Raw genomic sequence first — 20527 nt, 5'->3', positions numbered from 1 at the left:
GCCTTCCAGCCACCGATAAAGTTTAAGGCCGTGATAATTCCCTGGCCATTTAGATAGGCAGCCTGGTCAGGGCCCAAGGCAATTTCTGTTCCGTCTGCCAGCACAGCACCATTGGCCTGGAGTGCTTTATTCGACGGACTAGCATACGGTACATCATCATTTTCTGCATCGGTCTTACAGATCAACCCGGCCAGCTGTGTAGAAAGGTGGAAAACCTCATCATCGAGCTTTACCTTCGGCCAGCAAACAGCCTGCCTTGGAGAAGTGTAAGTGTTGGTCTCTTTCCAGTTGGCTACATCGGTATACTTTTTAACCTCGCTCGTCGGTACATCAGTTAAGGCAATGCACTTAAAGTGACCGTTGATATTGCTGGCCTTGGCCACCATCACTGCAGCTACCGCCGGATCATGGGACCATCCGGGGGCCAGCACCATTCCCGGCACCAATCGGAAGAGAGGGAACACTTTATTTAGTAATTCAAGGCCTTCATAAGCTCCGGTAGTGACATCTATCCCGCCGATAATATCACTCGCGGTCACCATAGTAGGATCTAGATAATTATAATCCACCTTAAGAGTAGCCGCAGCAGGGATAGAACCGGTGGCTAGCCGGCTGATAACCGCCCTGCCCTCGTCATCAAAAGTCACCAGGTAATCAGTGTTAGCAACGTAAGTGATGCTGCCATCCTGGCTCTTCACCACTACGGTTTCCTTCAGCACCCCGGTATTAGCCAGTGTTGCCTGGTCGTTTACCAGAGTAACGCTCTCCCCCGTCACACTCTTCTTATGAACAGCCGGATCCAATACATTAACCAGCACTACCGGTGCCACAGCGAACAGGGCAAAATGAGACTTAATGAACTCATAAAGAGTATACTTCTCCCAATCGTTGCTGTAACCGAACTGTTTTACGGCCTCCTCATAGGTATAACAAAGCACCGGCTTATTTACCGGTGCGGGTTCAGCCGCCAGGTTGACCGGAGCAGTGCCGAATACTACCGGGAGGCCCGCAGTGGCCTGAATCGGCGGGGTAACGGAAGTGGGAACTTCGGTGACATAAACCCCGTGCTTATAGGTCATTAATTATGCACCACCCTTCGAGATAAACTGCAAGACTTCATTAAAGTAGGCATTTTCAAGAGTACCCTTGGTGGCAATAGCCTTCTCGGTCCGGGCCAAATCTGTTACCGGCACAAAGAGCAGCTTAACTGCAGGGCATTTATTAAAAAGCTCTTCTAAATGCGCCGGTAGACCGCCTTTAAATACGGTATAGCGCTGTAACACGCCACCCGGGATATTGGGCCCGCAGTAAATCAGCTGCTCGGGGTTACCCGGTTTACTCACCTTCGCCATAGAAAACCTCCTCCACTATGGGCTGCGCAATCGCCCAAACGGTAGTCATTACACCTATCCACTCCGGATAAGGATGCTCTTCGACTATCTCAAACTTAATCGGGTATTCCACCCGATATTTCTTTGCAATGACCCGTCTTCTCAGTAATTCCGTCCTGATACGCTGTATAATGTTCGCTACATCACGCCAGCCATTCTGACTATCTTCTGAGTAAGTACCCACAATTATCTTGACTGTAACCGTGGAGCCTTCCTGGTCATCCGTTCCCTCTAAGAGCCGGATAATTACAAAAGGGAAGTTAGGTTCTTCCCGGGAAGCTTCAGGGGGAGGCAGATAACCGGTCACTACCTGGGGAGGCTTATTCAGGTCCGGTTTTTTTGTTTCCAGCCAGTAGTTCTTAACCACGTCTTCAATAAAATCCCTTAAAGCATCCACCAGTAAGACCGGCGTCATCTGCCAACCCTCCCGAGCATACGGGTTATCTCATCTTCAAGCTTTTCCTCCAGTAGTTCCCGGGCCCTCTCCTCAACAAACTCAGTAACCGAGGGATGACCCAACATCTGGGGGACCGAAGGCCCGTAAAGCTGAATTATGGGCAACCTTGTCGGTCCGGCCCGCCGGAACACTCCAATGTGTCCCGACTTCATTTGAGCCACAAATGCCCCTCTAATAGGACCGCCTTCTCCCCGCACTACACGCACAATTATGGGGTTCTTTCTCCTTCTTCTGGGAGGCCTTGCCGGTGTAACCCTAAACTTTGAGAGAGCCAGAGGGCTACCAGTGGACAGTACCACTGCGGCCTGATTTTCAAGCGTCGCTTTCTCTATCTCAATCGTTGCCGAAACGTCTTTCGCTTTGACGTAATACCGTTCACGGACTTTTTTAACTGCATCCTGCTTAGCCGCCTGAGCCGCCTTGTTAATAGCCGATACTATAACCTTGGGAATTGCGTCGGGAATATCCCTTAACAACACCTCTGCCCGGGCGAGCTGGTCGGCATTAACCGTTATCATGATTCATTAGCCCCCAGAACGATCTCCAAAATCCCCATGTCTTCACTGCACTCAACTACCATGTAAAGCTTCCCGTCAAGCCGCATAGGCTGACCAAAAACAGGCCGGTTGGGGAAGTCACTGGCCTTGACGAAAACGGCTACTTCCCCCTTGTACACCCCATCAAAACGCTCATATTTGTTCTGGCTCCGGATCTTTAAAATATCGCTGTCCACTATAGCTGCAATCTCTTTCCCGTCTATATCATGCAACTCAGCGAATTCATCCAGGTTGAAGAAAATATCCAGGTCCGCAGCCATAACATCCCGAAGCCGGGGCATACCTTACCGCCCCTTCTTTTTAGCTTTACTGCCCGGCTGAATCAAATCCGCCGGGTCAATGTTGATAATTGTCTCTTCCGTCGTTTTGGCTTCCTCGGCTTCCGGCACAGACACTTCTTCTTCCATACCTTCATCTTCGCCGCTGCCAGTTTTGGAGCTTTCATCAGTAGGAGGTCCCATTACCACCCGCTGCGGATACACATACTTTTCAATAGTCCCGCCGGAAGTTTGAATTAAACGGGCCTCTTCCTCGTCGGAGAGGCCCTCAATAATCTGCCCGCCCGGCTGGCCCGGACCGTAAGTTACGCCGTTAAACCGTACCCGGAAGCGCCTAACGAATACCGCCACTACCCTCACCCCTACTTAACTTTCAAGACAAACCAGGAATCAACGTCCTCCGGCTTGGGCAACGGACGGGAAGCAACGCGGATCATCTTAGTGTCGTTGTTTACGTCTTTCCACACCTTCGGAATGCGTTTACCCTCATAGGTATGGAATTCCCCATCACTTTCCTCTAACTGCGTCACGGCGCCGTAAAGCATGGTCCCCAGGCCGGTACGTCCCATGATCAGGTAGTCATCCAGCATCATAGGATACTCCTGGCCGTCATCATCAAGGAACCACTCATCATAGGTGTAAAGTTCAAGGCCTAGACTGGTCAGAGTACCGATGTAGGTTACTCCGTCCATCTGAACCCTGGGCTGCACCTGGCCGATAGTTAGATTCCGAATATCAAGCAATGCCTGGATTTTGCTGTCATTAATGAACATATCCGCTACATTGTTGGCCATAACCACAATATTGGGGTTACGGCCGGACTTCTGGATAATCTCCAGGCGGATACGCTTTAAGTCTCCTAGCTTGTCACTGGTGGCTTCGCTCCAGGCCGCGGCGCCAGCCAGGGTTTCCTTGTTGGTAAAGTTGTAATCGATAGTGTCCTCTACATACTCAGTACCGCCCACCTCATCGATCCAGCCCTTTATAGTGACCGTGCCGAAAAGCAGGAGCTGGCGGCAGAGCCATTCCTCGCGGCGGGTAATCATCTCATCCAGCTCGGCCAGGTCACGGGCGAGGAGCTCCTGGGCCCTCTGCTCGGGGGTACGTGTGCTATAAATGTTTTCTCCCATCAGCCGGGTACTGATGTCATCCTTGGTCAGGGCCCGCTGGGGAGCTATATAGGGCGTAGTATAGGTATCGGTCCGGAAGCCCTGCCGATCCACAGTTATGCCCCCACGCCGCCGGGCTACAAAGGGGGCCATCTTGCGCTTGCCTTTCCTAAAATCGACGTCTATCTTCTCGGTGACAAACGTCTCAACCCCAGGGAAGAAGGTATCCCGGAAAAATGTCCTCACAGGCATCATCAAATCGATGGCCTGCATCATGGTCCGGGTTTCGTAAATGTTAGCAATCCCGCCCAATTAAATCATCCTCCTTAGTACGGAATATTGTCGCTCAGGAATATACCGAGTTCCCTAAGTCTAGCTTCATGAATTTCCGCAGTATCGGTCCCGCCAAAAATTAGCGCCTTGCGGTTAAAATGGCCGCTAATGTAAGCCTCGGCAACAACATTGCCCCCCGTGGTGTCTACATCATCGGCCAGAATGCAGTCGGCCACCTGGCTGCCATCAGTGTTGGCGCGTTTACCGGCACGGCCAACCCGGTAGCGGTGATAATCCCCAGGACGGTGCCCCGCTTTAACACTCCCTGACCAGCCTGTAGCGTTACAGCTTTAACCAGCAAAGGCACTTCATTACCGGCAATAAGATTATCCGGCATAAAAGTATCTAGGGTTCCGTATAGCTGAGCCATTAGCCCATCCTCCTCCTTTTATTGGCGTATTCGGCAATTGTCTGAGCGATATTGGCGACATTGGACTCTGCCCTGTAAGGCTGCCCTTTAATACTAAGAGCACCAGATTCCTCATTGTCCTTCCTTAAATCCTCAAGGTACTGGCGTCCCTTAGCAGCCTCTGCCTTTAGCGCCTCCAAGGCCAGCTGCTCGGCTGTCATCGGTTGTTCATATTTGGCTTTTTTGACCAGTTCGGGAGCCAGGGTCCGGCTGATTTCATCGATAGCCTGGATGCGCTGGCGTTCAGCCTTTATTCCTTCTTCCCTAGCCGCAGCCTCCAGTTGTGCGACCAGTTCGGGGAAGTGCTCCCTTAGTTCATCAACTGTCTTGATTTCCAGTTTCAATTCTTGCTCCTCCTTTCTCCAAGCATTACTTTTCTCTTCATCTCTTTCCCAGGGCGGGGTACGCCCGAACTGCCGGTAGTGGCTACCCAAATGATCTTGGACCTCTTCTAAGTCCTCATCCGGGATATCCGTCTGGGGCAACCTTGCTGCAGCGTTAGCTACTCCTGCCCAAACCACTGCGCCATCGCTTGGCCGGTGATGCGGGAGCTTCAAATCAGAAAACCTATCCGGCGGCATTTTGGGTGCCCATGCATAATGCCCGGCTATTCTTCTCTTTTCATCATCGGAAAGTTCATCCCAGCTCTTGTCGGTAAAGTCTTCCAGGTTCGGGGCCTCCCAAGTCTCATCTTCAGGTGCTGTCTCCCGCGATACATCCTTGGGCACTACTCCATTCTTTATCTCCGGCACAGGGGGCCGGCTCTTAAACCTAGAGAGGTCGTGGCTTATGCTATTTACTATCAGTAAACTGCCCCTTATGGACATCTGGACATTTTGGAACAGCACTTCATCAGCAAACCCTTTTTCCACGGCTTCCTCGCCGGTCATCCATGTTTCTTTATCCATCATTTTTGAAAGAGTCTTCCGGTCCAGGCCGGTCTTGGACATATAGGCATTGATAATGGATTCTTTAACTGCCTCCAATTGTTCGGCGAACTTTTCCATTTCTTCGGCAGTGTAGTAACCCAGCAGACCAATGGTCGGATTGTGAATCATCATCATGGCGTTGGCCGGCATTTTTACGATGTCACCGGCCATGGCCACGATACTGGCGGCGCTCGCAGCCAGCCCATCAACGATTACCGTAACCTTGGCCGCATTGGTCTTTAGCTGGGTGTAAATGGCTTGGGCAGCAAATACATCGCCGCCTGCGGAGTTAATCCTCACTGTAATATTGGACTTGGGCCCTAGCGCTTTTAGGTCCTCGTAAAACTGCTTAGGAGTAACCAAATCCCCTCCTTCCCACCAGGGCTGTTCTGAAGCTATCTCTCCATAAAGGAGGAGCTCAGCTTCTTCCTCGGATAGGTTTCTAAACCTCCAAAACTTGCTCAAGGCTTACCCTCCCTTCCCTGTTCCTTCCAGCGGCAAGCCGGCTTCCCGCATCAGCTGATTTTCCCGCTGCAGTTGCTCTATGTTTCTGTCGAAATCGCCGCCGGTGAGTTCGATAGTTTCCCGCTCCCGAGTAGAAAAGCCGCTGGCCACCCTCATCTGAGCCGCCTGTACCTCTTTCACCGGGTCGATCTGCCCGGGTGCCGGTCCGTGCCATTCCGCCCGGCTCCACGCCTTGGCCACTAGAGGGTCGTTGAAAAACCCGGGAGCCGAAATCCTGCCCCGGGCCACTGCCTCGGCGAGCCACAATTCGTACACCGGCTGGCAGAAGTCACTGGCAAACCACGTCCGCCGCATCCGGAAGGCCTTCCAGGCCTCCAAGAGCGCCGCCCGGCTCGCGGAATAGCTGGCCGTGAAGCTCTTTAAAAGCAGCTCATAAGGTATCTCAAGGGCCGCCCCTACATGCCTGGCCAGGGCCGTAACAAAAGCATCAAAGTTAGATGAGGGTCTCTTCGGGTCGGCGGTAGCAATGTCATACCCGGGTGGCAGGGTATTTATAGTTCCGGCCCCCAGCTCAAAGGCATTGGGATCTAGGTCCACCTTTTCATTTTGCGGTATAGCCTCAGTCAGCGGAAATTCCGTAAACGGTGTCTGGCTTTCCTTGATAAACACAGTAAAGAAGCCCGTCACAATGGCTGCCATTAATTCGGCTTCAGTGTACCTGGTAATCTGCTTGAGGTCTTCAATAACCGGCGAGAGATACGGAACACCGCGGTATTGCTCGCAACGCTCCGCCTCCATGATCTGCAGAACGTTGGGCTTGCCTGTACGCGGCCCGAAGGCCTCCACGCGCTGCCATTCAATTTTCCCCGTCGGCCTGGCCGGATCTCCCGGGTACATATTGGATATCCAGTAGGCCACTACCGCCCCTTCCTCGTTGATCTCCACACCGCTTATAATCCTGTTCCCGTTATCCGGGTTTTTCCCTTCGACGCGGTTCAGAGCAAATATGCTTCCAGGAGTTTTTGCCGGCGTGCTGATCCGGTCTGCCTCTATCAAATGGAGCCGAAGAGAGTATGGAAAATACGGCTCCGGTTCAGCCTGCTTTATTATCACCCAGCCATCGCCATTCAGGAGGGTGGACATGAAAAGTATGGACTGCATTTTGTAGAAGTTGTTAAGGCGCATGGCGTCACAGAATACACTTTCAGCCCACACCGCAAATTCGCGCTCGGTATTCTTTTCCCACTGCTCCGCCTGCTCCCGGCTGATACCCAGGAACTCGTAATCAATCCGGCATTTTAACCTCAACCCGGCACCTACTACGTTGGTCCTGGAAGTCACTATGGCAGACCGCCCCAGAGCTCCCCCCATAAACAGGTCCCTGGACCTCTGCCTCAAGATGTCCAGGTTCATGTCGATGTCCGCCTGGGGGCTACTAGACCAGGCCTGCCAGCCTTTCATGGACTTTTTGCGGGTGGAGGCCCCAGATTCGGAGTAGCCAGCATTCATAAACTGAAGCGCCCGGCGGGCTGCCTGGCGCTTCAAAGCTATCCCTGGACTTAAAAACGCTATTATCCTGTCAATCGCATTCAATTTTCCACCACCCTTATATGTCCCTTAGCACCACACGCCGGGACCTAATTGCTGTATTGCTATTTAACTGGGCCTCCAGCTGCTGGACCAGTCTCTCTAGCTCATTTATGGCCTCTCTAATGCTCGACAGGTCTGCTCGGCGGAGCACCCTGGAGCCAATGCGGTATTCCTGCCCAGCAAGGACTGCCAGTTCCGCTTCGTAGTAGGCATTGAGGCGTTCTTTCGCTTTCTGTAGCCTCTCTTCCAGCATAAATATCACCGTTTTCTATACAAAAATGAACAAAAAAGCAGCCGTTTTTGTTAAAAATCAGCTGCTTTTTTGATGCAACCGTAACGTTTTTGAGGCAATTTAGGGGCAGGTTTTGGTGCATTTTGGGGCCCAGAAGTTACCTCTTTCAAACGCTTTTCCAGGGCTTCAAAGTCCGGATTGACCAGCCTAAGAGCCGCTAAATTGTATACTCGCAGGTCTAGAGGCTCATTTCTCCTATCTTTCCCAATGCTTTCCCATACCGCAACAACCCGACCTTTATTTTTTCGGAGAACCTGCCGCTCGGATATGAGGCCTTTGAAATAGACCTGATCATACCCCCGCTCTTCTTGGACGGGGAAATGGCAGTATTTCGGACCGGGTTGTTTAATTTTCAACCGCTGCATTATTGCGGTCTTGCCCGAATCAACCCCCAGCAGAATTAGCGGCACCCGGTATTTGTTGTTTCGAGATATTTTATATACCAGCGGAATGCTGGCACCGCTCTGCCCCTTTACGGGAAACACCCTTTTTTGTAATCTCTCCGCACAAAATTTATAAACCTCGTCAGTAAAATGCCCACCGGAGTCGATACAGGTGCAGGCAATAACCAGGCCGGTGCCGTCGGCAAACCTCCAGACCTTGGACAGCTTATCATCTACCTGCTGCCAGGTTTCTTTATCATCGGGCCTGCCCCAGATAACACCCTTTTCTATACCCCACGATTCCTCCCCGCGACCCCAGCCGACAACTTCATATTCCAGGCGGTCGTCCTGGGTATCAACTGCCATCGTTAGAAGTAAAACTCCGGCCGGAAGTTCAGCCTCATATTCTTCCCGGCGCTCAAGTAGTATAGTCTCGTCTTCGATTTCCCCACGCTCTTCCCACGGTTCCCCCAGGACAGTGTTGACAAACACCTTGAACCTTTCAGGATCATCCTTGGACTCCAGGTATTCCTGGATAATCTTTTTCCAGGAATACCACGGAGAAACAAATGAGTTGAGCCTGAAGCTTCTTATCCCGTTTTCAATAGCTGCCGGGTTATCGGCAATCCATTTAGCCGGCTGCCTTTTCATGGTGAACTCGTCAAATTCCTGAAGGCAGGAGGGACACCTCCAGCGGACATCAAGGACCGTGTATATTACCTTCCCATTCTTCTCGTGTTTCTCATACTCAAACTGGATGTCCCGCAACACGATAAAATGGTATTCGCCGCACCCCGGACACCGGACGCACCATTTTTCCTGAGTGCCTAGCTCGTATTCGGACTCTATCCGCGAAGCCCCCTTGATGGTGGGGGTAGAAACAAAGACCTTCTTTCTGTTCCAGAAAGTAGTGGTCCGCTTTTCCGCCAGGGCTATAGGGTCTCCTTCGTTGCCGGCACTGGCTGGATATCTGTCTACCTCATCACATAGCAGTATGCGTATCGGCCGGCTGGCCAACCCGGCAGGGCTGTTCGCACCTCCTATAGCCAGGAACCCGCCGGGAAAAACTTTTAGCAAGATGGTGTTGTTCAGGTCTCTAGTTTTTGAGTCGGCTACTTTCCGGGCCAGGACTTCCGTATCGGCGATCATGGGAGCTATGCGCCTTTTGGAATAGTCCTGGGCTATTTCAATCGTGGGTTGTACTAACAAGATAGGGCCCGGGTCAACGTCTATGTAGTAGCCGATAATGTTGTTGATTATTTCCGATTTACCTACCTGAGAGCTGGACATAACCACCACTTTTTCCACTCTCGGGTCGGTAACGCAGTCCATGATTTCCCGCTGGTATGGTGCCCGGTCCGTTTGCCACTGGCCGGGTTCGGCCGAGTTTTCGGAAGAAAGTTTGCGGTATCTATCGGCCCACTGGCCCACCGTCAGCTTTGGCGGTGGGGCTACAGCTTTGGCTATCCTGCGGAACAACCTCATCGTCTTCTTCAAGTTCTTCAAAGTCTTCACCCCCGGCAAACAAAGCCGGGTCGTAGTCACTAAGTTCGTTCAGGGCCTCCAGGAGTTCTGCGTTAATAGCTTCGCTGATTTCAGCCAGGTTCTTCATGCCAATTATCTTGGGTGCCACCTTCTGGGGTATGGCAAGAATACGGTTGCGGAAGGTGGTGAGCATGTTGGTCATGACCAGCTCTACGTCGGCTGCGTCGTGCAGCCGGTTTTGCAGCCTGGCCAGCTTTAATTCGGCGATTTGCCGCTTCGCTTTTTCGTGTAGGGCCTTTTCTTCCCAGTACCGCCGGGCCGCTTCCTCTTCTTCTTCGGTCATTTGCTCGGTCCGCAGGAAATCCAGGTACTTTTTGATGTTCAACTTCAATAAAAAGCGCCCTGGAGCCCGTTTTTCCAGGACGCCCTCTTTTGCCAGCTGATTAATGCGCTGGCGTGTATATCCTAAAAGGTCGGCCAGCACGTCGGTGCTTACGACCAGGTCAGATATATCCCTTTTCACTTCTGACATATTCTGCCACCCCGGAAAGAAAACCCCGTTGAAAAACCCTGAAACCTAGCCAAAAGCCGCGGCTCGCCAGACCCGTGCCGCTACAGCTTCCAGAAGGACCCGTGCTAGAAGGCATTCCAATTGACAGCTCGACAAGGGGCGGGTCAGTACACCCCAGCATAGCGGCCAGGGCGGGGGCTGGGGGGTGTACAAAGCTTGACAACCGTGTCAATGGCAACCTTGACGTTGACAACCTTGACAGGAGGTGGCCCGGATGCCGGTCGGGTACAGTGCCCGGTGTAAGGTCTGTAACTCACCGCACCGGGTCGAGATAGAAAAATGGGTCAAAGAAGGAGGCATAAGTGCTAGGGAAGTTGCTCGCCGGTTGGCCGAAATGGGAGAGAAAATTAGCCATGAGGCGATCCGGCGGCACATGCTAGAACACTTCGACGTTACTGCCGAGGCCAGGGAGCAATACCAGAAGAGCCAGGAGCAGTTTGAGCGGGCGGTTCAAAGACGGTTAAGCGATATTGAAATGCTTGACGCAACTATAGCTGACAACTTCGAGCTCAGCCAGGCTACCACGGCCTGGCTTAAAGATTTAATAGCCCAGAGAAAGAACCCGCCACTGGCATTAGTTCAGCTGCGGGAAAAACTGCAGAGTGAGATGAGACAGGCCATGAAAACGAAACAAGAATTACTGGGGGACGATTCTGAAAGCAAATTGGCCGATGCTATGGTAGCTACTCTCGACGAACTTCAGGAGCTGTATATGAATGCTCACGGTAGTCAAGAGAGAACCGAGTCCTGAGGAAATTAAGCGGTGGCTTGCTACAGTAAGCGGGTTTATCCAAGCGGCCACCAGGGTGGATGACAAGCCGACAAAGCTGTATGACTATCAAATCGAATTTAACGAGTGTAATGCCCGGTTTCGAGCAGTCCTCAAAAGCCGCCAGACCGGGTTTTCATTTGACTTCGCGGCTGAAAGCTTGGCAAAGGCTCACCTTAAGGCTGAACATACAGCAATCTTTGTAAGTTATAATCTCGAAGATGCCAAAGAAAAGATCCGCTACGCCAGAATGCTCTATGATACTATGCCGCTGGCGTGGCAAAAGAAATTAGTAACCGATAATAAGACCGAGCTGGAGTTTAAAGATAGTAAAGGTAGAAGGTCCCGGCTTATCTCCAATCCTTGCCGTGAGCCGCGTGGCAAGGGCAAAGCCGATGTTTACTTAGATGAGCTTGCTTTTTACCGTAACGCCAGGGGCATATACGTTGCCGCTGTACCTATCATTACACGTGGTGGCGGTGTACTTACAATAGCCAGCACGCCGTTGGGCAAGACGGGAATTTTTTATGAAATTATTGAGGGTGAAGCTGAAAAATATCCACACTTTGTACGCTTTCGGGTGCCCTGGTGGTATTGCCCTGACTTTTGCATAGATGTTTCCAGGGCACGCTGGGAAGCGGAGGCTATGTCCACCGATGAACGAGTGAGAGAGTTTGGTACAGAAATTTTGAAGCTCATCCGTGAGTCGATGGACCAAGAAAGTTTCCAGCAGGAATATGAGTGCCTATTTATCGACGAAGCTACGGCATACATTCCCTGGGATCTCATTCTAGCAGCTGCCAAAGATGAGGACGAGCTGGAGCACTACACGGATGTTGAAAGCTTCCTAAGCTACCAAGCAAAAGGTCCGCTCTGGGCTGGGTACGATGTTGGCCGGAAGCGGAACGCTTCGGAATTGATTGTTCTGGAGCAGGTGGGTGACCGGTTTTACCAGCGTTTAATGGTTACCCTTGATAAAACCCCGTTTCCTGAGCAGCGGGAAACCCTTTGTCGCCTACTGAACGGTCGGGCGGATGTGCGCCGGCTCTGTATAGACGCAACTGGTATGGGTATCCAACTGGCCGAAGAAATGACGGCGAAGTATCCCAGCAGGGTTGAAGGAGTTACTCTGATGAACCAAGTAAAAGGGGAACTAGCGCCGCTTACTAAGATAGCATTTGAGGAACGGAATATCTGGATCCCGTATAACCGGGACCTTATGCAGCAGATCCACTCAGTGAAAAAGTTTGTTACAGCTGCAGGTAATATCCGGTTTGATGCCGAGCATGACGAAAAGCACCATGCAGATAAATTTTGGGCTTTAGCACTGGCTTTGCACGCGGCCGATAAGGCAAGAGGTACCATCTTTAACCCTGGTGCGGTGGCATTGTTGAGAGGAGCGAAACTCTATGGCTAAAAAAGGGTGGCTTATGAGGGCCATCGGTGAAATCTCAAAACTGAGACAACCGTTAGGCTTATTCGGCCAGGTCATTTGGGGCCGCTGGAATGTGCCTTATGTTTTGGGCAGCAGCCGGGTGGATTATGTCCTGGCCCGGCAGCTTTATCATAACACCCATGATGACTATAAACTTGGTGCTGGTTTTGCCAAGCCTATAGTCAACACTTTGGCGGGTTTCATGGGAGTGCCACGTTTCTACTGCGAGGATGAAGAAGCCCAGGCGGTTCTAAAAAAACACGCCGCAAGGTGGGTGAGCCGCATGCAGCGTACCCACCAGCTCTGCCTGCGGGATGGCGACTGCTTTGTTATGCTGGCTAATTTAGCTGTGGATGATCCGCTCTATCCGGAGGATGATACCCGTATAGAGTATGTCATCATCCCTCCGGAGCAGGTTGTAGATATTGAAGTTGACCCGCTAACCCGGAAGCCAGTAGCTTATACTATTCAGGCCCGGAATAAGTGGGACAGCGGGCGGCGAGAGTATGCAGTAACTCAACGTATAGCGGTAGATAAAGTTACGGTGGCGGTAGAGGGAGACGCTCCGCCTGGTCTGGTGAGTGAGGAGCGACCCAATCCTTGGGGATTTATTCCGATAGTGCATTTCAAGAACGAACCCGAGGAAACGGAGCTCTACGGTACCAGTGAGCTTGAGGCGGTGGAGCCGTATTTGAAGGCATACCATGACGTGATGCTCCATGCCATACAGGGCAGCAAGATGCATTCGACTCCACGGCTCAAGCTCAAGCTCGGGGATGTGGAAAGATTTATCCTCAACAACTTTGGGCAACAGGTGCTGGATAAGATTAGAAGAGGAGAGCAGGCCAGTGTAAACCTCCAGGGCCACGAGTTGCTCATCTTTGCGGATGGAGAGGATGCGAGCTTTATCGAGGTCCGCTCGGCTATCGGCGATGCTGAGGCCCTACTCAAGCTCTTGTTTTACTGCATTGTTGACGTCTCAGAGGTCCCCGAGTTCGCCTTCGGTGTCCACACGCCGAGCAGCCATGCCAGTGTGAAAGAACAAATGCCACTTTTAATCCGTAGGGTGGCCCGGAAGCGTGAAATGGTTACGGAGAACTGGCAACTTCTTGGCCGGATGCTCCTGGTCATGTGCAGCAAGATCACAGGAAAGAAGTTCGCCAGCTACGATGTAGAGATAACCTGGGATGCGGTGGTAGAACGTGACGAGAAAGAATATGCCGATACCCTCAAGACCGTGGTGGATGCACTCAGCACAGCCTTACAAAACGGGATCATCAGCATGGATGCTGCGGTAGATCTGCTCAAGCAGTATGTGGAGACCATGCGGGACTATGTGACCGATGATCCGGAGCTGCCCGGCGAGCGGGAACGGATAATCAAGTCCTGGATCATGCGGCGGAGGCTGGAAGACGGAGAGGTGCTGGAGGAACAGAAACGGGCTCTGGAGGAGGAGCTGGGGAATGAATGAGCCGAGAAATAGAGGAAATCAAAGATGCTGCAGGAGCTTACCGAAAATGGGCATTAGAAGCCAGGAAGAAATACGTTGAGTTAAGACTGCGCCACGACCTTGAGATACGAGGTCTCTACATCCGGGCGGCCGACAGGGTGGCCCAGGAGCTTCGGAAACTGGCTCTGAAAACGCCGTCCAGTTACCTTCGAAAGCGGCAGCTTGAGGAACTGGAAGCCGCACTGAGGATGGAAGCGGAAAGGCTTGGCGGTAACCTGACAAAAGCCCTGGAAACGTATATTGAGGAAGCTGTTAACGCCGGGGCAGGCTACAGTCAAGCAGTTACACTGGAACTGTTTAAGAAGGCCGGAATAGATGCTACTGGCCTTCGCACTTTGTTTGCGACAGTAAACCGTCAGGCTGTAGAGGCCTGCTGGTCCAGGACGAAGAATGGCTTATTCCTCTCAGATAGGATATGGGAGAAGTCTGAGAAGTTCCGGGCTACTATGCGGGACCTGATCCAGGAAGCAGTGGCTATCGGCCAGGATGCGGTTAAAACTGCCCGGATGCTCCAGCAGTATGTGCGGCAGGGAGCGCAGACGTTGGCCCGGGACTACCCCAAAATGATGGAGCGCATGAAGGGGCGCGTTCCTGGCGATATTTGCTATGAGGCTCTGCGGTTGGCTAGAACCGAGACAACGGCGGCTTTTGGAGAAGGGACGATAGCGGCAGCCAGGGTTAGCCCCAGCTATAAAGGGATGAAGTGGGTCCTCAGTAAGAGCCATCCGCTGGTCGACATATGCGATACCCTGGCAGCTCACGATGAAGGCTTTGGCAGAGGAATATATTCTCCGGGGAACGAGCCGCCTTATCCAGCGCACCCCAATTGCTTGTGCATCCTTGTGCCCGTACATGATGAACCAGAGGATTTTTTGTTTAGACTAAAGAGGTGGCAGGAAAATCCGGCCAGTGAGCCGAAATTGGAAGAATGGTACCAAACTATTTACCGCCAGGGGGTGGCGCTGTGATGTACGGTATAGGCATTAGTTTTCCGGCAGAGTTGACAAAGAAGGACATTAAAAAATTGAAGCGGGAACTGGCCCGTGATATGTTCGGGGTGGTGGACGGTGGAAAGGCAAAATCAAAGCCAGCAAGCAACTCAGATCCAGGTAGAGATAAAACAGAACCCACCGGTAAAAAGGATTGAGGTGCATCCAATACACCAAAAGTTGGTGGTGCGAGATTTAAAGACTGGGCAATACGTTAACAAGCGCTGAGGCTAAGGCCAAGGCGCTTTTATTGTGCCATTTTGAAAGGAGGAGGTGAAATGGCGTGCCGGAGAAGTTTAAGATTGTCACCGACGAGGTCAGCAACCGCGCATGGGGAGATGTAGAGAAAAGCCGCATCTGGCAATTGCTCAAGCAAGGTCTAGAAGAAGGAGCCGAAGGAGTTACTGCAGCAATCCGCGAGGTTTACGCCGTAGTCAAAGCTGAAATTAATAAAGACTTGACCCAGGCTGACTGCTGGGGTCCGCACCATGAGATTAAAGAAGATGGCACAGTGGTCTTAAATCGTAACGGCTTAGTGGCAGCGGCTGCTGCTTTGGCTGGCGCGCGTGCGGAGCCTAATCTTACGCCACAGCAGAAGCGCCAGGCGGCAAGGCATCTACTTAGGCATTACCGGGAACTGGAGATGGAGCCGCCAGAATCCTTGAAGGAGGCCGTCGGGGAAATCTACGCCGTGCAGGCTGTTATCTCCGGCGAGATGCGGGTTGAGGACGTGCCGCTCGCACCTTGGGCTAACCTGGAGGCCTTAAAAGCCGGGGATCCGGAGCCAATGGAAGTAGTGGTAGAAATTCCAGCAGGGTATTCCAAGCGTGGCTGGTACTACCGGCCGGAGGCCTTGCAGAAAATTGTCGGAGAGGTAATGAGCCAGGGGCTTCCCGGTTTCCTTGGCCACCAGAAGCCCGAGGAAGTTGACTATGCTTTCCCTACGCCGGCAACTCACTGGGTTGGCGCTTTGTGGAAGGATGGCAAGGCTTACATCCGGGGTGTCGTAGACAAAGCGGCCTCGGATTTAAAACGCTGGATCAAGGCCAATGTGGTTCGCACGGTGAGCATCTTCGGGGTCCCCAAGCTGCAGCAGGTGGCCGGGGAAACTCATGTGGTAGACTATAAGCCCTTGAGCATCGACTGGACACCATTAGGCCGGGCGGGAATGCCGACGGCAGTGGTGGCGATAGGTGAGATGGATGAAATTATAGGAGGTGGGCAAACGCCAATGAGCTGGAAAGAGTTGATGGGCCAGCTTAAGGATATGCTGGCTAAGGGGGAAGTGACGAAGGAGTTGTTAATAGGCGAAATCGATGCAGGATTTATGCAAGAACACACCAAGGCGGTGGAGACCCTGGTCAAGGTTAAAGAGGTCCTTGGCATAGTCGGGGAAATGGATGTGGTAAAGGTGGCCGCCGAAGCTCGTGAGGCCCTTGAGGCCAAGCGGCAGGCAGAGCGGGAGAAGCTGATCGACGAAGTATTGCAGGAGAAGGTTTCTGGCGAGATGGCCCAGGCTCTGGTGCGTAAGATGCTCCAGGTTCCAGAGAACGCAACTAAAGAGCAGATTGCTGGCGAAATTGATAAACTCTTGGCTGATGAAGCCATAAAGGCAGCACTTGGAAAATTCTACGTAGATAGACCGCCAATCATTGGCGGTAGCAAAGAAACAAGCAGCCTGCGTGTGAAACGGCAGGCTATTTAATTTTGTTCTGGAGGTGGAGTAAATGGCTTACGTAGGTCAGCCCGTACCTACCACTGTTTATGGACTGGGTGGCGGGAGGATCAGTGATGGCAAGACGGTAAAAGTAACTGTTCCCGAAAATACAACGATTGAGGCGGGCAAGTTTTACCTGCTTAACGGTTTCCTCGGTTGCGCTATGCAGTCGGTGACCGCCGGGGCCGGCGAGACGGCGCAGGTGGTGCTCAATATCGAGCCGGCGGAGTATGAAACGGACCAAATTAATACGCTGGAAACGTTCGCGGCTGGGAGCAAAATTTACTGGGACGATGTGAACAAACGCTTCACTAATACGCCTACCGGCAACCGTTTTGCGGGCATTGTTACTGTGGCCAAAGATGCTAACAACGTGATCTGGTTCTGGTTCGCTCCGCAGCAGCCGGCTATTGTCCAGGCGGCAGCGGTGGCCGATGTGACCTCGGCCGATGCGGACGCAACATATGATGCTGGCGAGGTAGCTTTGATTAATGAGATCAAGACCAAGCTCAATACCCTACTTGCCAACCTGCGGGCGGCCGGAATTTTGGCTAGCTAAACAGGAGGTGGTATAAGTGAAGATTTATAGCATTGAAACCTTGCGCGAGGCACGTCGCCAGGGCACCTACATTGAAAAGGTGCCTTTCGTTTTGGATGGCAAACTGTATGAAGTAGAGAAAAAGATTATCAACGGCGAAATGGAGACCTTCGAACTGTCCAGGCCGATAGGCGAAATGCTCACCAGCGGGAGCCTGGAGCAGTTCACGGCTCTGCTGAAGAAAGTAGTCCTGGATGTTGAGTTAGGCCGGGAGCAGGTGCAGCTGCTTTACCAACCGATTTACGAGAAGATCCAGGATACTAACCTGCCAAAGGTATTGGACGCTAAGTGGGCCCTTACTGGGACGGTTATATTTACCGAGCACATTGAAGGTGAAGAAGTCAAATTTGGCCGCCTGCAGGCTGAGCAAGGGCCTACTGCCCGGATCCTTACCTATGCTGCCGGCTTCGAGTATACAAAGGAAATGAAAGATTTCAATGAGGCCTTCTCAGTAGAAATCCTTAACCGGGCTATTGGTGAGGCTTACAACGCCTTGCTTAACCATATCCACCTGTATCCGATTTTGAGCTTCAATTACCCTACTGCTAATAAGACGGCTTACCAAGGCGCTACTGGAGATCCGGCATGGGTCGGCGTGTATAAGACAATCACCAAGGCCCTTGCCGACGCAGCTAAGGCGAAGCGCCCCGGGACGGTGCTGTTGGCCTCTACAGCGGACCAGGCCAATATCGAAATGGCCTTAAAAGGCGGTCATCAGATCGAAGGCACTGTCTACCCGGCTATCAGCGGCATTCAGTCCGTAATTTACTACGACGGCTGGGAGACGGTCGTAGGTAAGAAGACTTACAGCTATCCGGGCGTAACTCCCGGTAAGGCATACCTCATCCGGCCGAAACGTGGCTTTAAAGAACTGGTGAAGCAGGACCTGCGTGTTGAGGCTACCAGTGGTGATTTGTCCAGACTGGTGGAGAGCCAGATCGTGGCTTACGCCTACCGGGGCGTTTACGCTGCCATCGAAGAAAACGTCCAGGAGCTGACCTTAACTGCGTAAGGCGGTGAAATAAATGGCACGATGCATTAATTGCGCCCGGTTTCCGTGGGTGCCGGGCGTTGATTATTCTCTGCTGCCACCGATGCAGTGCCACAAAGAGCTTGTCTCGCGGCGGTGGACCCGGGAAAGCGTGCTCCTGGATCATAGCTGCCCGTACTACGAAAGCAAAGAGGGGTTGATGCAACATGACCCCATCCCCGGAACTGAGACAGAGACTCCGGAAGCTCCTAAACGAGCAGATACCCGCAGGAGGAAGCGATAGCGACACAAACTTCCTGGACGCGGAGCTTGATGAAATTCTGGCGGAAGCTGCAAACATCTGGAGTGCTGCGGCCGTCGGATGGACCATGAAAGCTGGTTTATTGAAGAGCAGGATAGAACGCTACAGCGTTGGGCAGGAAAGCTATGACTTGACTGCCCTCAAAGACGAGCTGGATCATGCCTTAACAATGGCCCAGAAGTATTCAGATATGGCCAAGGCAAGCATGGGTAGCGTTATCTTGAGATTTGCGCCGCCGGAGGTGTTGTAGCATGGACCTGGTTAGCCTCCGGCGGCAGCATATCTCCTGGGTGATCCAGCAGAACCCGACGCAGGTTACGATTAACCGCACCGAGAAAGTGCCGCAGGATGGAGGCTTTGCAGAGGTCACAAGCACGAAGGGACCCTTCACGGTGCGGATATTTCCTGCGGGCAGCAGGTCTCCCGGCCTGGTGAGCGACCTGCCGGGTAGGAAGCTTGAGGATGACACGTGGGGATTACTGGCGGATTATACGGCTGATATTCAAGCGGGCCCCAACGTTGTGGACGAATTCGATGCGCCCGGGCTGGGGCATTTCAGGGTGACGGCTGTCTATCCCCAGGTGGTCCAGGGCCAGCTAGTGGGCTATCAGGCGGATTTGAAGAAGGTGAGTTAATTGGGTTTCGCTGACAGGGCGATAGACCACATCGAGCGGAAAAAAGCGGGCATGTATGCACTTTTATTGAACTGGGCGGGGCAGCTTGAGGGCTACGCCAAGGAGTACGCTCCCTGGACGGATAGAACGGGGCACGCGAGGCAGGGTTTGCACGCCGGGGTAGAAGAGCGCGGAGATGAGTTTGTGCTATACCTCTCGCACGGGGTGGAATACGGCATCTGGCTGGAGCTCGCCCACGGTGGCAATTACGCAATAGTGCGTCCGACCTTTGATGCTCACCTGGCACGGATCAGAAGAACGGTGCTCGATTACTGGGAGGGCTAACTGATGCGGGCGGCGATCAGGCAAAAGCTGATAGATACTGTTCCGGATTTCGGTGGGCGGGTTTTTGAACCACACGCTGCCGGAGCGGGGACGGCCAAGCCCTATGCTGTGATCCGGCAGGGCGTTGACGCTGAAGACACGCCCTGGACGGGTTTCCGGCGCATTATTGAGGTTTGGCCTTACGTTGCCCGCACTTCGTTCGAGAACCTTGATGCCCTTGTTAGTAAAACGATAGCCGCCCTGGACAAGCAGCTTTTGACCGATGCCGTCACCGGCGAGGTTTTCACCTGCCAGTATCTAGGCACTGCGGGACAGGACTTTGTAGATGAAAAGTGGGATGCGATCACCCGGGGCCTCCGGTTCGCTGTGCTGGCCCTGCAGCCGGTTGTCGTGGCCGAAACGGTTGCCAATGACCCCTGGCTTGAGGCCTTGGCGACGTGGACGGAGACTCTGTTGGGCACCACCTGGGCGGTTTACCGCAATGCCTGGCCGCTGGGCTATAAACGGCCGGGCGTTATGTGGCGCCTGACAGGAATCGAGGTTCTGGAAAAAGGCCGGGCGGTGTTTGAGGTCCGCAAAAAGTTTATCGGCCACGTCATCGGCAGCACGCCGAATGAGCAGATAACTGGTGCCCTGGCCATTGTCCAGGAGCTGGGCAATGCGATCAAGCTGCCTCTGGATGCGGTAAATCCAACCCCTTCCGCATGGTTAAATATCATGAAGAATTAACGAGACAATTAAAAGAAAAAGGGATTAACCTTGATTAAACCACTTTAATTCTTTCATTTCTTTTTCTGTAAAAGCCAACAATAACAGCTGTTCCCCTCTTGGCAAATTCCAAAACTCTCCGGGGCGCAGGTGATGCCGTACCCACATGAAGTACAGCATCCCCGCCAGCCCCCCGGACTTAATTAGTTTTTTACATCTTCTAGTTCAGTGTTAAAGCCGGAAAGATCCAGAACTATATCTCCCAGGGCCGCCAACTCGCCAGCCAGGAGGATGCGTTTGA

At 52.7% G+C, this 20527-nt stretch carries 24 protein-coding genes and 1 pseudogene; 12 read left to right on the top strand and 13 right to left on the bottom strand.

The genetic code is table 11. From position 1 onward, the window contains the following. The 13 genes and pseudogenes from HPY58_13630 to HPY58_13570 form a co-directional block, all read right to left on the bottom strand. The coding region (locus HPY58_13630; protein NPV30658.1) for a phage tail sheath family protein at nucleotides 1-1079 on the bottom strand (1079 nt) is incomplete at its 3' end. 3 nt (nucleotides 1080-1082) lie between these two features. Beyond that, nucleotides 1083-1352, bottom strand: coding sequence for a hypothetical protein (locus tag HPY58_13625; protein ID NPV30657.1), 270 nt, complete (start codon nucleotides 1350-1352; stop codon nucleotides 1083-1085). Further along, the gene (locus HPY58_13620) at nucleotides 1336-1806 is read right to left on the bottom strand and encodes a hypothetical protein (protein ID NPV30656.1); all 471 of its coding nucleotides are present in this window, start codon (nucleotides 1804-1806) and stop codon (nucleotides 1336-1338) included. Before HPY58_13620 ends, HPY58_13625 begins: the two co-directional genes overlap by 17 nt. Further along, nucleotides 1803-2366 carry a hypothetical protein gene (locus tag HPY58_13615; GenBank protein NPV30655.1) on the bottom strand — a complete coding sequence of 188 codons (564 nt, stop codon included), beginning with the start codon at nucleotides 2364-2366 and terminating at the stop codon, nucleotides 1803-1805. The genes HPY58_13620 and HPY58_13615 overlap by 4 nt, the downstream gene beginning before the upstream one ends. Beyond that, complete coding sequence (locus HPY58_13610; GenBank protein NPV30654.1) at nucleotides 2363-2686, bottom strand: sugar transporter; 324 nt, start codon at nucleotides 2684-2686, stop codon at nucleotides 2363-2365. The genes HPY58_13615 and HPY58_13610 overlap by 4 nt, the downstream gene beginning before the upstream one ends. A 3-nt stretch (nucleotides 2687-2689) precedes the next feature. Then, a complete protein-coding gene (locus HPY58_13605; GenBank protein ID NPV30653.1) occupies nucleotides 2690-3034 on the bottom strand; it encodes a hypothetical protein in 345 nt (114 codons plus the stop codon). Between the two features lie 11 nt (nucleotides 3035-3045). Next, the gene (locus HPY58_13600) at nucleotides 3046-4068 is read right to left on the bottom strand and encodes a major capsid protein (GenBank protein ID NPV30652.1); all 1023 of its coding nucleotides are present in this window, start codon (nucleotides 4066-4068) and stop codon (nucleotides 3046-3048) included. A 50-nt stretch (nucleotides 4069-4118) separates the two neighbouring features. Further along, nucleotides 4119-4495 (bottom strand): annotated as a pseudogene (locus HPY58_13595) (head decoration protein). Beyond that, nucleotides 4495-5928 carry a Clp protease ClpP gene (locus HPY58_13590; GenBank protein ID NPV30651.1) on the bottom strand — a complete coding sequence of 478 codons (1434 nt, stop codon included), beginning with the start codon at nucleotides 5926-5928 and terminating at the stop codon, nucleotides 4495-4497. The pseudogene HPY58_13595 and the gene HPY58_13590 overlap by 1 nt, the downstream one beginning before the upstream one ends. 3 nt (nucleotides 5929-5931) lie before the next feature. Next, nucleotides 5932-7521, bottom strand: coding sequence for a phage portal protein (locus tag HPY58_13585; protein NPV30650.1), 1590 nt, complete (start codon nucleotides 7519-7521; stop codon nucleotides 5932-5934). Nucleotides 7522-7534: 13 nt separating this feature from the next. Continuing rightward, on the bottom strand, nucleotides 7535-7780 hold the full coding sequence (locus HPY58_13580) for a hypothetical protein (GenBank protein ID NPV30649.1): 246 nt from the start codon (nucleotides 7778-7780) through the stop codon (nucleotides 7535-7537). A gap of 41 nt (nucleotides 7781-7821) precedes the next feature. Continuing rightward, nucleotides 7822-9678: a phage terminase large subunit family protein gene (locus HPY58_13575; protein NPV30648.1), complete on the bottom strand. Its 1857-nt coding sequence runs from the start codon at nucleotides 9676-9678 to the stop codon at nucleotides 7822-7824. Further along, on the bottom strand, nucleotides 9605-10210 hold the full coding sequence (locus tag HPY58_13570) for a hypothetical protein (protein ID NPV30647.1): 606 nt from the start codon (nucleotides 10208-10210) through the stop codon (nucleotides 9605-9607). The genes HPY58_13575 and HPY58_13570 overlap by 74 nt, the downstream gene beginning before the upstream one ends. Before the next feature lie 253 nt (nucleotides 10211-10463). Between HPY58_13570 and HPY58_13565 the strand changes: the two genes are divergently transcribed. The 12 genes from HPY58_13565 to HPY58_13510 all read left to right on the top strand — a co-directional run bounded on the left by HPY58_13565 (nucleotide 10464) and on the right by HPY58_13510 (nucleotide 20247). Then, a complete protein-coding gene (locus HPY58_13565; protein ID NPV30646.1) occupies nucleotides 10464-11000 on the top strand; it encodes a hypothetical protein in 537 nt (178 codons plus the stop codon). Continuing rightward, the gene (locus tag HPY58_13560) at nucleotides 10966-12435 is read left to right on the top strand and encodes a hypothetical protein (GenBank protein ID NPV30645.1); all 1470 of its coding nucleotides are present in this window, start codon (nucleotides 10966-10968) and stop codon (nucleotides 12433-12435) included. Before HPY58_13565 ends, HPY58_13560 begins: the two co-directional genes overlap by 35 nt. Next, entirely contained in the window at nucleotides 12428-13924 is a 1497-nt protein-coding gene (locus HPY58_13555) for a phage portal protein (GenBank protein ID NPV30644.1), read from the top strand. Before HPY58_13560 ends, HPY58_13555 begins: the two co-directional genes overlap by 8 nt. After that, nucleotides 13921-14931 (top strand): hypothetical protein, encoded by a 1011-nt coding sequence (locus HPY58_13550; GenBank protein ID NPV30643.1) that lies wholly within the window; start codon nucleotides 13921-13923, stop codon nucleotides 14929-14931. The genes HPY58_13555 and HPY58_13550 overlap by 4 nt, the downstream gene beginning before the upstream one ends. Continuing rightward, nucleotides 14928-15110: a hypothetical protein gene (locus tag HPY58_13545; protein ID NPV30642.1), complete on the top strand. Its 183-nt coding sequence runs from the start codon at nucleotides 14928-14930 to the stop codon at nucleotides 15108-15110. The genes HPY58_13550 and HPY58_13545 overlap by 4 nt, the downstream gene beginning before the upstream one ends. A 125-nt stretch (nucleotides 15111-15235) precedes the next feature. Further along, nucleotides 15236-16657 carry a hypothetical protein gene (locus tag HPY58_13540; GenBank protein ID NPV30641.1) on the top strand — a complete coding sequence of 474 codons (1422 nt, stop codon included), beginning with the start codon at nucleotides 15236-15238 and terminating at the stop codon, nucleotides 16655-16657. 22 nt (nucleotides 16658-16679) lie between these two features. Then, complete coding sequence (locus tag HPY58_13535) at nucleotides 16680-17228, top strand: DUF2190 family protein (protein ID NPV30640.1); 549 nt, start codon at nucleotides 16680-16682, stop codon at nucleotides 17226-17228. Between the two features lie 16 nt (nucleotides 17229-17244). Next, on the top strand, nucleotides 17245-18279 hold the full coding sequence (locus tag HPY58_13530; GenBank protein ID NPV30639.1) for an aspartate ammonia-lyase: 1035 nt from the start codon (nucleotides 17245-17247) through the stop codon (nucleotides 18277-18279). Between the two features lie 185 nt (nucleotides 18280-18464). After that, nucleotides 18465-18809 carry a hypothetical protein gene (locus tag HPY58_13525; protein NPV30638.1) on the top strand — a complete coding sequence of 115 codons (345 nt, stop codon included), beginning with the start codon at nucleotides 18465-18467 and terminating at the stop codon, nucleotides 18807-18809. Nucleotide 18810: 1 nt separating this feature from the next. Then, entirely contained in the window at nucleotides 18811-19194 is a 384-nt protein-coding gene (locus HPY58_13520; GenBank protein ID NPV30637.1) for a hypothetical protein, read from the top strand. A 51-nt stretch (nucleotides 19195-19245) separates the two neighbouring features. Then, nucleotides 19246-19518, top strand: coding sequence for a hypothetical protein (locus tag HPY58_13515; GenBank protein NPV30636.1), 273 nt, complete (start codon nucleotides 19246-19248; stop codon nucleotides 19516-19518). Nucleotides 19519-19521: 3 nt separating this feature from the next. Next, nucleotides 19522-20247 carry a hypothetical protein gene (locus HPY58_13510; protein NPV30635.1) on the top strand — a complete coding sequence of 242 codons (726 nt, stop codon included), beginning with the start codon at nucleotides 19522-19524 and terminating at the stop codon, nucleotides 20245-20247. Nucleotides 20248-20527: the final 280 nt, after the last annotated feature.

The sequence above is a fragment of the Bacillota bacterium genome, assembly GCA_013177945.1.
In the GTDB taxonomy this organism is placed as follows: Bacteria; Bacillota; DSM-12270; order Thermacetogeniales; family Thermacetogeniaceae; genus Ch130.
The sequence above is the reverse complement of the archived record's forward strand: the minus strand, read 5'-3'. Positions and strand labels throughout refer to the sequence as shown.